Consider the following 17,174-nt stretch of genomic DNA (forward strand, 5'->3'; position numbering starts at 1 on the left):
GTGGTGCGCTTTTGCTTTTGAATTCCGGAGTCGTAACACCATGATGAACCTGTATTCCGGCACGACCGATCCCTTCAGTCATCGTTGCCGGATCGTGCTGTTCGAAAAAGGCATGGACTTCGAGGTCATCGACGTCGACCTCTACAACAAGCCCGAAGACATCGCCGTCATCAACCCGTACAACCGCGTGCCGGTGCTGGTCGATCGCGACCTCGTGCTCTACGAGGCCAACATCATCAACGAGTACATCGACGAGCGCTTCCCGCATCCGCAGCTGATGCCACCCGACCCGATCATGCGTGCGCGTGCCCGCCAGCTGTTGCACACTTTCGAGCAGGAGCTGTTCACCCACCTGGAGGCCCTGGAGGCCGCGCAGAAGGGCGTGGACAAGGTGCGCGCCCACGTGCGCGACCATCTCACCCAGCTCGCGCCGGTGTTTACCAAGCAGAAATACATGCTCGGCGAGGAGTTCTCCATGCTCGACGTCGCGATCGCCCCGCTGCTGTGGCGCCTCGAGCACTACGGCATCGAACTGCCCAAGGCTGCTGCGCCGCTGATGAAGTACGCCGAACGCATCTTCAGCCGTCAGGGATTCATCGACGCGCTGACCCCGTCCGAAAAGGTCATGCGGCGCTGAGCCGCACGACCGCAGTCAGGCCGTGCGGCGCCCGCAGGGGCGTGGCACGGCCACCGGAGAGCCGATGAGCACCGTCTCGACCAAGCCATACCTGTTGCGCGCCATCTGGGAATGGTGCGTGGATCAGGGTTTCACGCCCTATCTCGCCACGCTGGTGGACGAGGACACCCGGGTGCCGCCCGGTTACGCGCGCGACGGCCAGATCGTGCTGAACCTTTCGCCCGACGCCACCGGCCAGCTGCAAATGGCCAACGACTTCATCAGCTTCCAGGCCCGTTTCGGCGGTGCCGCGCATTCGCTGGTGATCCCGGTGGCCAACGTGGTCGCGATCTACGCACGCGAGAACGGGCAGGGCATGGCCTTCGAGCCCGAGCTCGAGGCGGTGGAGGATGCGTCCGTGGCGGTGCAGGATCCGTCCGCCGACGTCGTCCAGGACATGAGCGACACCACCGCCGAACTGCGTCGCGAGCGCTCCGCGGAGCCGCAGCCCCCCGCGCGCCCGCCGCGCGGCAGCCATCTCAAGATCGTCAAGTGAGGAACACCGATGCCTAGCCTTGCCTGGAGCGCCGATCTCGACAACAACCTCGCCCCGATGGACGAGACCCATCGCGAGTTCGTCGAGTGCTACAACGCCGCGGCCAACGCCGCGCCCGATGATTTCCTGCGTGCGCTCGACGCGCTCATCGAGCATGCGAAGGCCCACTTCGATCTCGAGAACGGCTGGATGGAAGCGGTCGACTTTCCCGGCTGCCATCGCGCCGAGCATGACCGCGTGCTCGCGGTGATGGCCGACATCCGCAAGCGCGTCGAGCGCGGCGACCACTTCCTTGGCCGCCGACTGATGGAAGAGCTGCCGGCCTGGTTCGTGAATCACGTGAACGGCATGGATGCCGCGCTCGCCTTTCATCTGGCGACGATCGGCTTCGACGTCGATTCGTGCACGCTGCGCCCACTCGCCGAAGGCGAGACGCGCGCCGCCGGCTGTGGCTGCGCCACGCTCGCTGCCGAGGATGCGGCAGCCGGCGAGGCCGCGCGCGCGGCCTGACGCGGCCTCCTCCGCGATGCGTTCGGCCCGCCGCAACGCGTCGCCGGGCGCACGCGGCGCTAGACCTCCGCCGCCGCGAGGAAAGGAAACGCCACCTCCGGCCTGCGCCCGCTCATCAGATCCGCCAGTGCGGCGGCCGAACCGCAGGCCAGCGTCCATCCCAGCGTGCCATGGCCGGTGTTGAGCCATAGCCCGGGGCGCGCGCTGCGTCCGATCAGTGGCACGTTTCCCGGCGTGGCGGGGCGCAACCCGGCCCAGGGTTCCGCGCGTTCGAGATCGATCGCGTGCGGGAAGCGCGCCTGCACCCACGCCATGATCGGCGCGATCCGCGCCGCGCGGATCGTGGTGTCGAAGCCGTCGAGTTCCGCCGTGCCGGCGACGCGCAGGCGGTCGCCCAGGCGCGAGCACACGATCCGGCGCGACTCGTCGGTCAGGCTCACGTAGGGTGCGAGCGCGGGCTCGAGTACCGGTGCGGTGATCGAGTAGCCCTTGACCGGGTAGATCGGCAGCCGCAAGCCGAGCGGCGCGGCGAGGCGCGGGCCGTGGCTGCCCAGGCAGAGCACGCAGGCGTCCGCGCGCAGGCTGTCGACGCTGCCGTCCGCGCGGCGCACGCGCGCGCCCACGACCCGGCCGCCGGATCCGGTCTCGAGCGCGCTCACCTCGGTCTCCCGGTGCAGGACCACACCACCTTCTTCCAGCCTGTGCGCGAGCGCGCGGGTGAACTTGTGCGCGTCGCCCGATTCGTCGCCCTGGGCGAAGATCCCGCCGGCCAGGCTGCCGGCGCACGTGGCCAGCGCGGGCTCGCGTTCCAGGCAGGCATCGCGGTCCAGCACCTCGGCCGCGATACCGAAGGCGCGCAGCTGCGCAGCGCGCGCGGGGGCCTTGGCGAACTCCCCGCGGCTGTAGAACAGGTGCAGGATGCCGCGCTCGAGCTGGTCGTATTCGAGGCCGAGTTCGGCGCGCAGCGCACGCAGTCGCTGCCCGCTGGCGAGCGCGAGCGCGGCGATCGCGACGGTGTTGCGGTGCGCCCGTGCGGGCAGGCATTCGAGCAGGAAACGCAGGCCCCAGGTCCACTGCGCAAGGGCGCGGTGCGGGCGGAACTTCAGCGGCGCGTCCGCGCGTCCGAGCCAGCGCAGCACCTGCGCGGGTGCGCCGGGGTTGGCCCAGGGCTCGGGATGGCTGATCGAGATCTGCCCGCCGTTGGCGAAGCTGGTCTCCAGTCCGGCGCCGGGCTGGCGGTCGACCAGGCTGACCTGGAAGCCGGCGCGGGTCAGGTACCAGGCGGTCGTGACGCCGGACAGGCCGGCGCCGAGAACCATGACGTGCATGAAGTGGAAAAGCGGGTTGGGGGTGCCGATGATAGCGCCTCGGCGGCTGCGGCAGCAGTCTCGCGGTTTCGGGCATCACGGCCCGTGCGCTCGTGGCGCGGAACCGCGATAATCCCGCCTTGTCCGTTTCGTTCAATGTCATGGAGCCTTGTCATGCGCCGAGTCACCCTTACCCAGTTCCTCATCGAGCAGCAGCGCGCCGGCCGCATCACCGCCGACCTGCGCCTGCTGATCGAGGTCGTCGCTCGCGCGGTCAAGGCGATCAGCGTCAACGTCTCCAAGGGCGCGCTCGCCGGCGTGCTCGGCGAGGCCGGCACCGACAACGTCCAGGGCGAGGCGCAGAAGAAGCTCGACGTCATCGCCAACGAGATCCTGCTGCAGGCCAACGAGTGGGGCGGCCATCTCGCCGGCATGGCCTCGGAGGAAGTCGAGACCATCTGCCAGATCCCCTTCGACCTGCCCAAGGGCGGCTTCCTGCTGCTCTTCGATCCGCTCGACGGCTCGTCCAACATCGACGTCAACATCTCGGTCGGCACCATCTTCTCGGTGCTGCGCAATCCGCCGGGCGGCACGGAGCCCACCGAGGAGAGCTTCCTGCAGCCCGGTCGCGAGCAGGTCGCGGCCGGCTACGCCGTGTATGGTCCTGCCACCCAGCTCGTGCTCACCGTGGGGCAGGGCGTGCACGGATTCACGCTCGACCGCGAGATGGGCAGCTTCATCTACACCCAGCCCTTCATGACCATCCCGGTCGATACCCAGGAATTTGCCATCAACGCATCCAATGCGCGCTTCTGGGAGGCGCCGGTCAAGCGCTACGTCGCCGAGATGGTGCAGGGCAAGGAAGGTCCGCTCGGCAAGGACTACAACATGCGCTGGGTGGCCTCGATGGTCGCAGACGTGCATCGCATCCTCACCCGCGGCGGCGTGTTCATGTACCCGATGGACGAGAAGTGTCGCAGCAAGGGCGGCAAGCTGCGCCTGATGTACGAGGCCAACCCGATGGCGATGCTGGTCGAGCAGGCTGGCGGCGCGGCCTCCACCGGGCGCGAGCGCATCCTCGACGTGATGCCGGACCGGCTGCACCAGCGCGTGCCGGTGATCCTCGGCTCGAAGAACGAGGTCGAGCGCGTCGCGGGCTACCACCAGGAGGACTGAGCGGGTGCGCTCGGGAGTGCGACACCCGCTGCGCCGGGGGCTGCGCTTCCTCGCGCTGGCCCTCGCGTTCGCGGGGGGTGGCGCGCTGGCGCAGGAGACCCTGGAGGTGCGCCTGCAGGCGCCCGACGAGGTGCGACCGCTGCTCGAGCGCCACGTGCGCCTGCTGCGCCAGGAGGCGCTCGAACTGCCCGAGGAGCAGGCCGACCGCTCGGCGATGACCCGGCGGGCGCGTCGCGAGGTGGCGGGCCTGCTCGCCACCGAGGGCTACTTCTCGCCGCGGGTGCGCTTCGATCGCAGCGACGCGCGCAATTGGGTGCTGGAGGTGGAACCCGGTCCGCGCACCGAGATCGCGCAGGTCGAGCTGCAGTTCGTCGGCGAGATCGCCACCTCCGGGCCGGGCGGCAGCGAGTACCTCGACCTGCTGCGCGCGGGCTGGAGCCTGCCGGTCGGCGCGCCCTTCAGCCAGGGCGGCTGGGACGGCGCCAAGCAGGCGCTGCTCGATGCGGTCGCGGCGCGCCGTTACGCCGCGGCGCGCATCGTGGCCAGCCGCGCCGAGATCGACCCGGAGAGCGCGCGTGCCACGCTGCGGGTGCGCATCGACAGCGGACCGAGCTTCTACCTTGGCGAGCTCGACGTGCAGGGCCTGGAGCATCTGCCGACCGATCTCGTCGAGCGCTACAGCCGGCTCAAGCCCGGTGCGCCCTACGACCGCGAGGAGCTGCTTGCCTTTCAGACCGGACTGCAGAACACCCCGCACTTCGGTTCGGTGATCGTCGACATCGAGCGCGACCCGACGCTGTCCGCAGCGGTGCCGGTGCGGGTCAAGGTCACCGAAGCACTGCCGCGCTATGCCGGGGTGGGGGCGGGCTATTCGACCAACACCGGCGCGCGCGTCGAGTTCAGCTATCGCGACGCCAACCTGCGCAAGCGCGGCTGGGAGTTGTCCTCCGGCCTGCGCATCGAGGAGCGCCGCCAGGCGCTGTTCGCCGACGTCTTCCTGCCGCCGCGCGGGCGCGACCGCGACAGCTTCGGCGCGCTCTACGAGGCCAGCGACCTCGAAGGGCTCAAGATCGACTCGCAGGCGCTCGGCGCCGCGCGCACCACGCTGCGCGGCGACATCGAGACCCAGCTCGCGCTGCGCCTGCAGCACGAGAACATCGAACCGGCCGGCGCGCCCTCGCGCTCGACCAACACCCTGAGCGCCAACTGGACCTGGAAGAAGCGCGCGGTCGACAACCTGCTCGACCCCACCCGCGGCTACGTGCTCGAGTTCCAGGTCGGCGGCGGCAGCAAGACGCTATTCTCCGACCAGGACTTCCTGCGTTTCTACTCGCGCGTCGCGCGCTACCAGCCGGTGCGCGGCACCGACGTGTTCATCCTGCGCGGCGAGGCTGGCGTGACCCTGGCCGACAGCCGCGAGGGCGTGCCGCAGGACTTCCTCTTCCGCACCGGCGGCGCGCAGTCGGTGCGCGGCTACGACTACCAGAGCCTGGGCGTGAAGGAGGGCGACGCGACCGTCGGCGGCCGCTACCTGGCGACCGCGAGCGCCGAGTACGTGCGCTGGTTCCGGCCGCAGTGGGGTGCGGCCGTCTTCGTCGATGCGGGGGATGCCGCCGATACCCGCGCGGACTACGATCTTCGCGTCGGCTACGGCGTCGGCGCGCGCTGGCGCAGCCCGGCGGGCCCGCTCGCGATCGATCTCGCCTGGGGCCACCAGGAACGCAGCCTGCGGCTGCATTTCGGGGTCGCGGTGGCGTTCTGAGGCGCGGCGCTCGATGGGCTGCCATCGGCCGATCGGCGTCTGCGCGCGCAGCGCTGCCCTTCGCCCCCGCGCCGTCCGCGTTCTGCTCGCCCCCTGGTCGCCTCGCCATTGCCCGCGGAACAGGAGTAGATTTTCACGGTGATCCGCGCGGCGAGGCCGAACAGGGAGGAGACGATGACCGCCAGACAACTGCTTTTCCGCGACGACGCGCGCCACCGCATCCTGCGCGGCGTGTCCCTGCTGGCCGATGCGGTGAAGGAGACGCTGGGGCCGCGCGCGCGCACCGTGCTGCTGCAGCAGCCCTATGGGCCGCCGATCGTGATCAACTCCGGGGTCGTGGTCGCGCGCGCGATCGAGCTCGCCGATCCCTTCGAGAACATGGGCGCCCAACTGGTGCGGGAGGTGGCGGCGCGCACTTCCGAAGTGGCGGGCGACGGCACCACCACCGCGACCCTGCTGGCTGCGGCCATCGTGCGCGAGGGCATGAAGCACGTCGCCGCGGGCATGAACCCGATGGATCTGAAGCGCGGCGTCGACAAGGCTGTCGACGCGCTCGTCGGCGCGCTGAAGGCGATGGCGCGGCCGTGCGGGACGCGCACCGAGATCGCCCAGGTGGCGAGCATCTCGGCCAACAACGACGCTGCCATCGGCGAGCTGATCGCCGACGCCATGGAGCGCGTCGGCAAGGACGGCGTGATCACCGTGGAGGAGGGCTCGGGCCTCGCGAGCACGCTGGACGTGGTCGAGGGCATGCAGTTCGACCGTGGTTACCTGTCGCCCTATTTCATCAACACCGAGGGTGCGCGCGTCGTGCTCGAGGATGCCGTCATCCTCGTGTGCGACCGCAGGATCGGCGCCGTGGCCGAGCTGCTGCCGGTGCTCGAGGTCGTGGCGCGCAGCGGGCGGCCCTTGCTGATCATCGCCGAGGAAGTCGAGGGCGAGGCGCTGGCGCTGCTGGTGGTGAACGCCGCGCGCGGCACGCTGAAGGCCTGCGCGGTGAAGGCGCCGGAGTTCGGCGAGCGCCGCCGCGCCATGCTCGAGGACATCGCGGTGCTGGCCGGCGCCACGCTGGTCGGCGGCGAGACCGGGATCGGCCTGGAACACGCCACCGCGGCCGAGCTGGGCAGCGCGCGCCGCATCGAGGTGGACAAGGACCGCTGCACGCTGGTGGGTGGCGGCGGCGCGCACGCGCTGATCGAGGCCCGCATCGCCCGCATCCGCGCCGAGCTCGAGGGCACGCGCTCCGACTTCGAGCGCGAGGGCCCGGAGAGGCGCATCGCGCGCCTGGCCGGCGGCGTGGCGGTGGTGAAGGTGGGTGGGGCCACCGAGTCCGAGATGAAGGAGCGCCGTGCGCGTGTCGAGGACGCGCTGCATGCGACACGCGCCGCGGTGGCCGAAGGCATCCTGCCCGGCGGCGGCGTGGCGCTGTTGCGCGCGCGCGCGGCGCTGGGCGTGCTGCATGGCGCCAACCACGACGAGGACTGCGGCATCCAGATCGTGCTGCGCGCGGTGGAGGAGCCGCTGTGCCAGCTCGTCGCCAACGGCGGCCTGGAACCTTCCGTGGTGCTGGACCAGGTGGCGGCGGGCAGCGGCGCGTTCGGCTTCAATGCCGCGACCGAGGAATACGGCGACCTCATCGCGATGGGCGTGCTCGACCCGTGCAAGGTCACGCGCAGTGCGCTGCAGAATGCGGCCTCGGTGGCGGGCCTGATCCTCACCACCGATTGCCTGGTGGCCGAGCTGCCGCAAGCCGGGGCTGTTGCGCCGGGCGGGTGATCGGCCGTAACGAGGCGCTGCGCCGCTGCATTCATCGCAAGGGGGACGTCGAAACGGCGGCGATGGGCCTCCTCATGCGCGGCCCGGGCTTCGGCAGCATGGCCGAGGCGGCCCTGCTGGCCTAAAAAGAAACCGGGGAGGTGGCCGACGCGAAGCCGTCGCTGCCATGCGACGATGAAGACGATGGTGAGGAGAAGGCGATGCAGCGCCCCGCGATCATCCACAAGACGGCCGCCGATCTGGCCGTGCCGCCCAATCTTGCCGACTACGCCGCGACCTGTGCCGGCTTCTCCTGGGACGCGGCGCGCGCCGAGCTGGCGGGGCTGCCCGGCGGCGGGCTCAACATCGCCCATGAGGCGGTCGAGCGCCACGCGCATGGCCCGCTGCGCGAGCGCATCGCCTTCCGTTTCCTCGGTGAGAACTCGCTCCGTGATGTCGGCTACGGCGAGCTGTCGCGCCTCACCAGCCGCTTCGCCAACGTGCTGCGGACCCTGGGCGTGCGGCGCGGCGAGCGTGTCTTCGTGCTGACCGGGCGCATCCCGGAGCTGTACATCGCGGTGCTCGGCGGCCTGAAGGCGGGCTGTGTGGTGTCGCCGCTGTTCTCCGCCTTCGGCCCGGAGCCGATCGCGACCCGGATCGGCATCGGCGAGGGGGCAGTGCTGGTCACCACCGACCTGCTGTACGAGCGCAAGGTGGCGAAGCTGCGTGATCGCCTGCCGAGCCTGCGCCATGTCCTGCTGGTGGGTGAGGAGGATGGCGCGACGGCCATCCCCGCCACCCAGGACCTCGCGATGCTGATGGCGCAGGCCGCGGACACGTTCGAGACGGTGGCGACCCGGCCCGAAGACCTCGCCCTGCTGCACTTCACCAGCGGCACCACCGGCACGCCCAAGGGTGCCATGCACGTGCATGGCGCGGTCCTCACCCACTGGGCGACCGGCCGCTACGCGCTCGATCTGCATGATGGCGACATCTTCTGGTGCACCGCCGACCCCGGCTGGGTCACCGGCACCTCCTACGGCATCGTCGCGCCGCTGCTGCACGGCGTGAGCTCCATCGTCGACGTGGCCGACTTCGATGCCGAGCGCTGGTACCGCATCCTGCAGGAGCAGCGGGTCAGCGTCTGGTACACCGCCCCCACCGCGATCCGCATGCTGATGAAGGCCGGGCCGGAGCTGGCGCGCGGTTTTTCCTTCCCCCGCCTGCGCTTCGTCGCCAGCGTGGGCGAGCCGCTCAATCCCGAGGCGGTGTGGTGGGGCCGCGACGTGCTCGGCAAGCCGATCCACGACAACTGGTGGCAGACCGAGACCGGCGGCATCATGATCGCCAACCTTCCCGCGCTCGACATCAAGCCCGGCTCGATGGGAAAGCCCTTGCCCGGTGTCGAGGCGGCGATCGTGCGTCCGCGCGAAGGCGGCGGCGTGGAGTTCGTCGATGCGCCCGACGAGGAGGGCGAACTGGCCCTGAAGCGTGGTTGGCCATCGATGCTGCGCGGCTACCTGAACAACGAGGAGCGCTACCGCAAGTGCTTCGCCGGCGACTGGTACCTGACCGGCGACCTGGCGCGGCGCGATGCCGACGGCTACTACTGGTTCGTCGGCCGCAGCGACGACGTGATCAAGTCGGCCGGCCACCTGATCGGGCCCTTCGAGGTCGAGAGCGCGCTGATGGAGCATCCGGCGGTGGCCGAGGCCGGCGTCATCGGCAAGCCCGACGACATGGTCGGCGAGGTGGTGAAGGCCTTCGTGTCGCTGAAGCAGGGCTTCGAGCCTTCGGAGGCGCTGCGCAAGGAGCTGCTCGGTCATGCGCGCAAGAAGCTCGGCGCGGCGGTGGCACCCAAGGAGATCGACTTCCTGCCGGTGCTGCCGCGCACGCGCAGCGGCAAGATCATGCGCCGGCTGCTGAAGGCGCGCGAACTCGGCCTGCCCGAAGGCGACACCTCCACGCTGGAGGCCGGAGCATGACGCGCACACGCAAGCCCAGGGCCTCTGCAGAGCGTCCGCTGGAGCTGCGCCTGCTGGCCGACATGCTGCGCATCCGCCGCATGGAGGAGAAATGCGCCGAGCTCTACGGTGCCGGCAGGATCCGCGGTTTCCTGCACCTCTACATCGGCGAGGAAGCCTGCGCCACCGGCGCGATGCACGCGCTCGCCGCCGACGATAACGTCGTCGCCACCTACCGCGAGCACGGCCACGCGCTGCTGCGCGGTGTGGGCATGGACGCGATCATGGCCGAGATGTTCGGCAAGGCGGCGGGCTGCTCGCGCGGGCGCGGCGGCTCGATGCACCTGTTCGACGTGGCGCGCCGCTTCTACGGCGGCAACGCCATCGTCGGCGGCGGCCTGCCGCTGGCCGTGGGCCTGGCGCTGGCGGACAGGCTGCAAGGCGTGCGCCGCGTCACCCTGTGCGTGTTCGGCGAAGGCGCGATGGCCGAAGGCGCCTTCCACGAGTCGATCAACCTCGCCGCGCTGTGGCAGCTTCCGGTGCTGTTCTGCTGCGAGAACAACCTGTACGCGATGGGTACGGCGTTGGCGCGCTCGGAGTCGCAGACCGACCTGTGCGCCAAGGCGGCGAGCTACCGGGTCGCCACCTTCCGCGCCGACGGCATGGACGTGCGCGCGGTGTTCGACACCGTGAGCCGCGCGGTGCGGCAGGTGAGGGAGGGGGGCGGCCCGGCCTTCGTCGAGCTGCAGACCTACCGCTTCCGCGCGCACTCGATGTTCGATCCCGATCTGTACCGCGACAAGGCCGAGATCGAGGAGTGGAAGCAGCGCGGCCCCATCCACAGCCTCTCCGCGCAGCTGAAGGCCGAGGGCAGGCTCGACGAGGAGGCCTTCCTCGCGCTCGATGCCGAGGCCGAAGCCGAGGTGGCCGCCGCGGTCGCGTTCGCCGAACAGGCGCCATGGGAGCCGGTGGCGGATCTGCTGAAGGACGTGCACACGCCGGCCGGCGCGGCCGCAGGGGGTACGCCATGAGGATGAGCTACCGCGAGGCGCTGCGGCTGGCGCTGCGCGAGGCGCTGCAGAACGATGCGCGCGTGTTCCTGATGGGCGAGGACGTCGGCCGCTACGGCGGCAGCTATGCGGTGTCGAAAGGCCTGCTGGAGGAGTTCGGCCCCGAGCGCATCCGCGACACGCCGCTGTCCGAACTCGGCTTCGTCGGCGCCGGCGTGGGGGCGGCGCTCGGCGGCCTGCGTCCGATCGTCGAGGTGATGACGGTCAATTTCAGCCTGCTGGCGCTGGACCAGATCGTCAACAGCGCCGCCCTGCTGCGCCACATGTCCGGCGGCCAGTGCTCGGTGCCGCTGGTGCTGCGCATGGCCACCGGCGCCGGGCGCCAGCTCGGCGCGCAGCACTCGCACAGCCTGGAGAACTGGTACGCCCACATTCCCGGCATCCGCGTGCTGGCGCCGGCCACCGTGGCCGACGCGCGCGGCATGCTCGCGCCGGCGCTCGCCGACCCCGATCCGGTGGTGATCTTCGAGCACGCCCAGCTCTACAACCTGGAAGACGAGTTGCCGGACGACTGGCGCTGCGACATCGCCCGCGCCGCGGTGCGCCGCGCCGGCGCGCAGGCAAGCGTGTTCGCTTACGGTGGCTGCCTGCCCAAGGCGCTGCAGGCGGCGGAAGAACTGGCGGCCCAGGGCGTCGAGGTCGAGGTGGTCGATCTGCGCGTGCTGCGCCCGCTGGACATCGACACCGTCGCCGCATCGGTGCGCCGGACGCATCGTGCGGTGGTGGTGGACGAAGGCTGGCGCAGCGGCAGCCTCGCTGCCGAGCTGATCGCGCGCATCGTCGAGACCTGCTTCTACGAGCTCGACGCGCCGCCCGCGCGGGTGTGCAGCGAGGAGGTGCCGATCCCGTACGCCAAGCACCTCGAGGAGGCCGCCTTGCCTCAGGTGCCGAAGATCGTCGCCGCGGTGAAGGAGCTGCTGAATGTTTGAGTTCAAGCTGCCTTCGCTGGGCGCCGACATGGACGAAGGCAAGCTGCTGGAGTGGCTCGTGCGCCCTGGAGACAGGGTCGTGAAGGGTCAGGTCGTCGCCATCGTCGACACCTCCAAGGCGGCGGTGGATGTCGAGATCTGGCAGGACGGCACGGTGCATGAACTGCTCGTGGAGCCGGGGACGCGGATGGCGGTCGGCACGGTGATGGCGACGCTGCTGGAGCCCGGCGAGGCGCCGGCGGCGAAAAGGACGCGCACGAAGACCGTGAAGGCGGCTGCAGCGGCGGCGGTGCCGGTGGTCGAAGCGCCCGCGGCGAAACCCGCGCCGGACGTCTCGCCCGCGCCGGCCGGGCGCTTGCGCGTCTCGCCCGCCGCGCGCAAGCGCGCCGAGGCGCTGGGAGTGGAGCTTGCCGCGCTGTCGGGCAGCGGCCCGGGCGGCGCGGTCACGCTGGAGGACGTGGAGCGTGCCGTGGCGGTTGCACGACTGCCTGCTTCACCACCCGCGGCGACGCCAAGCCCGATCTCCGCTGCCGAGCGCCAGGCCGAGACCCGCCGCGCCATCGCCGCGGCGATGAGCCGCTCGAAGCGCGAGATCCCGCATTACTACCTGTTCGAAACCGTGCCGATGGCGCGCGCGCAGGACTGGCTCGGCCGCGCCAACGCGGGACGCCCGATCACAGAGCGCCTGCTGATGGCGGTGCTGCAGCTGAAGGCCGTTGCCTTGGCGCTGCGCAAGTACCCCGAGCTCAACGGCTTCCACCGCGACGGCCAGTTCGTCGCCGCGCAGGGCATCCACGTCGGCGTCGCCATCTCGCTGCGCCAGGGCGGCCTGATCGCCCCGGCGCTGCACGACGTGGACCACAAGCCGCTGGATGTGCTGATGCGCGAGCTCGCCGACCTGGTCAGGCGCACGCGTGCCGGTTCGCTGCGCAGCTCGGAGATGGGCGATCCGACGGTCACCGTCACCAATCTCGGCGAGCAGGGCGTGGAGGCGGTGGCGGGCGTGATCTATCCGCCCCAGGTCGCCCTCGTCGGCTTCGGCCGCATCGCGCTGCGGCCCTGGGTGCGCGAGGACCGCGGCGAGCTGTGCGTGATGCCCGTCGTCACCGCCAGCCTCGCCGCCGATCATCGCGTCTCCGACGGCCACCGCGGCGCGCTGTTCCTCGCCGAGCTGCGCGAGCTGCTGCAGCGGCCGGAGGAACTGTGAACTCCCATTCCGGACGGAACCGCCATGGACGACACCGAACTGCGCAGCATCGTCATCGCAACGCTGAAGGAAATCGCTCCGGAAATCGAGGAGGCCGGGCTGCGCCCCGAGCGCCCGCTGCGCCAGCAGGTCGACCTCGATTCGATGGACTGGCTGAACTTCCTGGTCGGTCTTGCCGGGCGGCTGGCGGTCGAGATTCCCGAGGCGGACTATCGCAAGCTCGCGACGGTGAATGACCTGGTCGCGTACCTGCGCGACGCGCGCCGGCGAGCCGGCTGAGCCCGACGACGATCGCCCGAACGGCCGCAAACGTCCGGCCGGTGCCGACCCCGCTCTCGGCGCGCGCCACCTGCGTCAGGATGCGTGCGGCCGGCCTCGATGCCCGGCCGCGTCGGCGTCGTCTTCGTGTCCCCGCCGCGCAAACTCGCGCTGCATCCTCGCCAGCTTGCGCAGGCCCTCGACGACGCGCCGGCTCATCGAGCCCGCAGCCATCCTGCCCTGCTCGTCCGGCACGCCCGCCGCCACGCCGGTGAGCAGCTCCACCGCCTCGTCGGCGTCGGCCACCGCCCACACGGCGAAGCGCCCGGCCCGCACCGCCTCGACCACGTCGTCGCGCAGCATCAGGTGGCAGACGTTGGCGCGCGGAATCAGCACGCCCTGGCGGCCGTCGAGACCGCGCACCGCGCACAGGTCGAAGAAGCCCTCGATCTTCTCGTTGATCCCGCCTACCGGCTGCACGACGCCGAACTGGTTCACCGAACCGGTCACGGCGAGCGACTGCTTCACCGCCACGCCCGAGAGCGCCGAGAGCAGGGCCACCAGCTCGGCGAGCGAGGCGCTGTCGCCCTCGACGCCACCGTAGGACTGCTCGAACACCAGGCTCGCCTTGAGCGAGAGCGGCAGCATCCAGCCGAAGCGTGCGGCGAGGAAGGCGGACAGGATCAGCACGCCCTTGGAGTGGATCGGCCCGCCGAGCTTGACCTCGCGCTCGATGTCGATGACCTCGCCGGCGCCGGCGCGCACCGTGGCGGTGATGCGCTGCGGGTGGGCGAAGCTGTCTTCGCCGAGCGGCACCACCGCCAGGCCATTGACCTGGCCGACGTGGCTGCCCGCGGTGTCGATCAGCCACTGCCCGCGCAGGATCTGGTCGAGGTGGCCGAGGCGGATGCGTTCGTGGCGGCGCCGGTGGGCCGCGATCGCGGCGTCCACATGCTCGCACTCGATGCGCGCGGCGCCGGCGGCGAGGGCGAAGTGGGCCGCCTCGCGCAGGCGGTCGTCGAGCGGCTGGGTGCGCGCGCTCAGGCGCTCGGCGTCGGCGGCGAGGCGCGCCGCGTGCTCGATCAGGCGCGCCAGCGCCGGCGCCGACAAGGGCGGCAGGCCGGCGCGGCGCGCCAGGGTGGCGAGCAGGCAGGCGTAAGCGGCGGTGTTGTCCGCGGAGCGTTCGATCTCGCTCTCCATGTCGGCGTTGATGCGGAACAGCGCGGCGAACTCGGGATCGTAGCGGCCGAGCAGGTAGTAGGTCAGGCGATCGCCGATCAGCACCACCTTGAGCTCGAGCGGCATCGGCTCGGGCTCGAGCTGCACCGAGCCGGTCACCCCGATCAGCTCCGAGAGCGACTCGATGCGCAGGCGTGCGGATTTGAGCGCGCGCTTGAGCCCCTCCCAGGCGAAGGGCTGGGACAGCAGCTTGAGCGCATCGAGCACCAGGAAGCCGCCGTTGGCGCGGTGCAGGGCGCCGGCGCGGATCAGGGTGAAGTTGCTCACCAGGGTGCCCATGTGCACCAGGTGGTCGATGCGGCCGACCAGGTTCTGCAGCGTGGGGTGGTCTTCGTACACCATCGGTCGGGTGCCGTCGGCGGGGTTGGCGACGAGCAGGTTCACCAGATAGCGCTGCACGCTGATGCTGCCGGTGTAGGTCAGCGTCTCGCTGTCCTCGTCGGCGTGCGGCGTCGCGCGCAGCGACTCGCCGCTGGCGACGACGTCGGCGAGCACCGCGTCCAGATGCGCGCACACCTCGGGCAGGTCTGCGTGACGCGCCTTCAATTCGTCGACCATGTGGGTGACGGTGGCGCGGATCGCCTCGCGCCCGGCGTCGCGGATGCGGTTCTGCAGCTCGTGCCGCCAGCGCGGGAAATCGCCCATCAGGCGGTGCAGGCGCTCGTGCAGCGCGCGGATGTGCTCGCCGAGCTCGTGCTGGCGTGCCTCGGGCAGCTGCTCGAATTCTTCCTGCGTGAGCGTGCTGCCCTCGTCCTTCATCGGCAGGAAGGCGAAGCCGTGCGGGGTGCGCAGCAGCGCGACGCCGAGCTTCTGGGCCTCGTCGCCGAGGCTGCGCAAGGCGCTCTCCTCGCGCGTCTTGGCCTCCTCCTGCAGGGCCTCGATGCGGTTGCGGTGCTCCTCGCTCTCGAACACCGCGCCGATCGCCGGCACCAGCTCCTCGACGAAGCGGGCCAGATCGTCGCGCAGCGCCGGGCCGCGCCCGCAGGGCAGGCGCAGCAGCCGAGGCTGGGCGGCGTTGGCGAAGTTCCATGCGTAGCACCAGTCCGCGGGTGCATCGCCGCGGCCGCGCGTGTCCTCGAGCAGGCGGCGGACGAGCTCGTGGCGGCCGCTGCCGGGGTCGCCGAGCACGAAGAGGTTGTAGCCCTCGGCGCGGATGTCGAGGCCGAGCCGGATCGCGTCGACCGCGCGGCCGTGGAGGCGGGCGACGTCGAGCTCGGGCAGTTGGGCGGAGGTTTCGATGCCGAGCGCTGCCGGGTCGCAGCGAGTCGCCAGGCGCTCGACGGGCAAGGGGGCCGGCGGCGTGAGCGGAGCGGACATGGGCGCGCCTCCTGCGCTTGGGGTTCTTCTGCGAGTCATCTTAACCCCGGGGCGGGGCGGCGGACCAAGCGGGGAGGAATGCGCGGGGCGGGCACCGTGCGCCCACGGGAGGAGGGGGCACGAACGTGCGAGAGCCGCAGGCGCGAGGGAGACGACGCTGCTGCGGGCGAGGCCTCGTTTACCTCACCCGGAACGGCAGGTTCGCCGTCCCTGCCTTGCCCTCGCGGTCGCGCACGGTGATGAAGAGGCGGTAGGCGCCGGGCTGCGCCGGGGCGACGAAGCTCACGCTGGCGGCATCGGCGTGCAGCACGCGCACGTCGATGCGCGTGGGCGGGGTCTCGGCATCGCCGCCCTTGCGCAGGTCGGTGGCCTCGGCGTGCACGGCCCACTCGGCGGCGAGCGCGCTGCCGTCGTGGGCGACCGCGTCGATGCCGGCGGAGATCTCCGCGCCGGCGGCGAACTCGTCCGCGCCGATGCCGATGCCGCGGATGCGCGGTGCGGGCCGAGGCTGCGGCCGCCCCCAGGCGGCGGCGAGAGCGTCGCTCATCGCGGTGGGGCTACCGTCGGCGAGCAGCAGTCCGTGCCAGGTCGCGGTCTGTTCCTGCTTCGCGCCCCACAGGAAGGGGAAGACGCCGCGGATCTGCGCCTGCTGGTCGAGGAAGGCGAGGGCCTCGGTGAAGAAGCGCGCCTTCTCGGTGCTGGTGAGCTCGACCGGCGCGCCCCAGGGCTTGCGCCCGGCCTGCCACTGCCCGAGCGGGCCGAGCTCGGCGACCACCACCGGCTTGGCGATGCCGGCCGCGCGCAGGCGCTGCGGCAGGTCGAACACCGCACCGGCGTAGACGTTGATGCCGAGCAGCTCGACGTTGGGGCAGCAGCCGGCGAGTGCGCGGAAGGCGTCCATGCCGGTGTCGGCGACCACCATCATGGTGGGGTGGTCGGGGTCGAGCGCGCGGATGCGCGCGGCCAGCCGGTCGACCGCGCGCCACAGCGGCAGCGGGTCGGCGACCCCGGTCTCGATCTCGTTGCCCACGCCCCAGGCGAGCAGGGCAGGGTGCTTGCGGTGGCGGGCGACGAAGTCGAGCAGGGCGTCTTCCTGTGCGCGCATGGCGCGCGCGTCGGCGTAGTCGAAACCGTGGCGCGGGTGCTCCAGCCACAGCCCCATCACCACCTTCAGGCCGAGGCGGTGCGCCTCGTCGAGCACCCAGGCGTCGGACTGGCGGTACACGCGCACGACCTTGGCGCCGGCGGCGGCGAGGCGGGCGAGGCTGGCGCGGTCGCCCTCGAAGGCGGCGCCCTTCCATCGTGCGTCCATGGAGGCGGCGAGGGGGGGAGGTTGGCTTTGGGCGTGGAGGGGCGCCGCGGCGAGCGCCATCACGGCGCAGAAAAAAGTTAACAGGAAGCGCACTTGAAATCCTCTGGACCCGTCCCTATTATTAGCACTCGTTGGCGTCGAGTGCTAACAAGCCTCGATCGACGGGTGCAAGCCCGTCCATCGCCACAGCAGATCC

Annotated in this window: 15 protein-coding genes; 12 read left to right on the forward strand and 3 right to left on the reverse strand. The window is 71.2% G+C overall.

Annotated features, from left to right (window positions below; genetic code table 11):
* Positions 1-40 precede the first annotated feature (40 nt).
* The 3 genes from TMZ1T_RS06905 to TMZ1T_RS06915 all read left to right on the forward strand — a co-directional run bounded on the left by TMZ1T_RS06905 (position 41) and on the right by TMZ1T_RS06915 (position 1,682).
* Entirely contained in the window at positions 41-637 is a 597-nt protein-coding gene (locus TMZ1T_RS06905) for a glutathione S-transferase N-terminal domain-containing protein (protein ID WP_004325185.1), read from the forward strand.
* A 64-nt stretch (positions 638-701) separates the two neighbouring features.
* A complete protein-coding gene (locus TMZ1T_RS06910; protein ID WP_004325183.1) occupies positions 702-1,172 on the forward strand; it encodes a ClpXP protease specificity-enhancing factor in 471 nt (156 codons plus the stop codon).
* Positions 1,173-1,181: 9 nt separating this feature from the next.
* Positions 1,182-1,682, forward strand: a complete 501-nt coding sequence (locus TMZ1T_RS06915) for a hemerythrin domain-containing protein (RefSeq protein WP_004325180.1) — start codon at positions 1,182-1,184, stop codon at positions 1,680-1,682.
* 59 nt (positions 1,683-1,741) lie between these two features.
* On the opposite strand, the gene TMZ1T_RS06920 is transcribed toward TMZ1T_RS06915, so the two are convergent.
* Positions 1,742-3,010 (reverse strand): D-amino acid dehydrogenase, encoded by a 1,269-nt coding sequence (locus TMZ1T_RS06920; protein WP_004322115.1) that lies wholly within the window; start codon positions 3,008-3,010, stop codon positions 1,742-1,744.
* A 153-nt stretch (positions 3,011-3,163) separates the two neighbouring features.
* Here TMZ1T_RS06920 and TMZ1T_RS06925 point away from each other — a divergent pair, with 153 nt between their 5' ends.
* The 9 genes from TMZ1T_RS06925 to TMZ1T_RS06960 all read left to right on the forward strand — a co-directional run bounded on the left by TMZ1T_RS06925 (position 3,164) and on the right by TMZ1T_RS06960 (position 13,131).
* Positions 3,164-4,165, forward strand: a complete 1,002-nt coding sequence (locus tag TMZ1T_RS06925; RefSeq protein WP_004322114.1) for a class 1 fructose-bisphosphatase — start codon at positions 3,164-3,166, stop codon at positions 4,163-4,165.
* Positions 4,166-4,181: 16 nt separating this feature from the next.
* Complete coding sequence (locus tag TMZ1T_RS06930) at positions 4,182-5,927, forward strand: autotransporter assembly complex protein TamA (RefSeq protein ID WP_245537184.1); 1,746 nt, start codon at positions 4,182-4,184, stop codon at positions 5,925-5,927.
* A 174-nt stretch (positions 5,928-6,101) separates the two neighbouring features.
* Positions 6,102-7,703 (forward strand): chaperonin GroEL, encoded by a 1,602-nt coding sequence (gene groL, locus TMZ1T_RS06935; protein WP_004322108.1) that lies wholly within the window; start codon positions 6,102-6,104, stop codon positions 7,701-7,703.
* Entirely contained in the window at positions 7,700-7,828 is a 129-nt protein-coding gene (locus tag TMZ1T_RS21535; protein WP_261789184.1) for a hypothetical protein, read from the forward strand. Before groL ends, TMZ1T_RS21535 begins: the two co-directional genes overlap by 4 nt.
* A gap of 75 nt (positions 7,829-7,903) precedes the next feature.
* Complete coding sequence (acsA, locus tag TMZ1T_RS06940) at positions 7,904-9,667, forward strand: acetate--CoA ligase (RefSeq protein WP_004322106.1); 1,764 nt, start codon at positions 7,904-7,906, stop codon at positions 9,665-9,667.
* Positions 9,664-10,677 carry a pyruvate dehydrogenase (acetyl-transferring) E1 component subunit alpha gene (gene pdhA, locus TMZ1T_RS06945; RefSeq protein WP_004322103.1) on the forward strand — a complete coding sequence of 338 codons (1,014 nt, stop codon included), beginning with the start codon at positions 9,664-9,666 and terminating at the stop codon, positions 10,675-10,677. Before acsA ends, pdhA begins: the two co-directional genes overlap by 4 nt.
* Positions 10,674-11,645 (forward strand): alpha-ketoacid dehydrogenase subunit beta, encoded by a 972-nt coding sequence (locus TMZ1T_RS06950; protein WP_012585002.1) that lies wholly within the window; start codon positions 10,674-10,676, stop codon positions 11,643-11,645. The genes pdhA and TMZ1T_RS06950 overlap by 4 nt, the downstream gene beginning before the upstream one ends.
* A complete protein-coding gene (locus TMZ1T_RS06955) occupies positions 11,638-12,852 on the forward strand; it encodes a dihydrolipoamide acetyltransferase family protein (protein WP_012585003.1) in 1,215 nt (404 codons plus the stop codon). The genes TMZ1T_RS06950 and TMZ1T_RS06955 overlap by 8 nt, the downstream gene beginning before the upstream one ends.
* A 24-nt stretch (positions 12,853-12,876) precedes the next feature.
* A complete protein-coding gene (locus tag TMZ1T_RS06960; protein ID WP_004328524.1) occupies positions 12,877-13,131 on the forward strand; it encodes an acyl carrier protein in 255 nt (84 codons plus the stop codon).
* A 75-nt stretch (positions 13,132-13,206) separates the two neighbouring features.
* Here the strand turns inward: TMZ1T_RS06960 and TMZ1T_RS06965 are convergent, their stop codons facing one another.
* Together TMZ1T_RS06965 and TMZ1T_RS06970 are read right to left on the reverse strand one after the other, a co-directional pair.
* Entirely contained in the window at positions 13,207-15,666 is a 2,460-nt protein-coding gene (locus TMZ1T_RS06965; protein WP_012585004.1) for a Lon protease family protein, read from the reverse strand.
* A gap of 178 nt (positions 15,667-15,844) precedes the next feature.
* On the reverse strand, positions 15,845-16,978 hold the full coding sequence (locus tag TMZ1T_RS06970) for a glycoside hydrolase family 2 TIM barrel-domain containing protein (RefSeq protein ID WP_004311483.1): 1,134 nt from the start codon (positions 16,976-16,978) through the stop codon (positions 15,845-15,847).
* Positions 16,979-17,174 lie beyond the last annotated feature (196 nt).

The organism is Thauera aminoaromatica (assembly GCF_000021765.1).
Lineage (GTDB): Bacteria > Pseudomonadota > Gammaproteobacteria > Burkholderiales > Rhodocyclaceae > Thauera > Thauera aminoaromatica.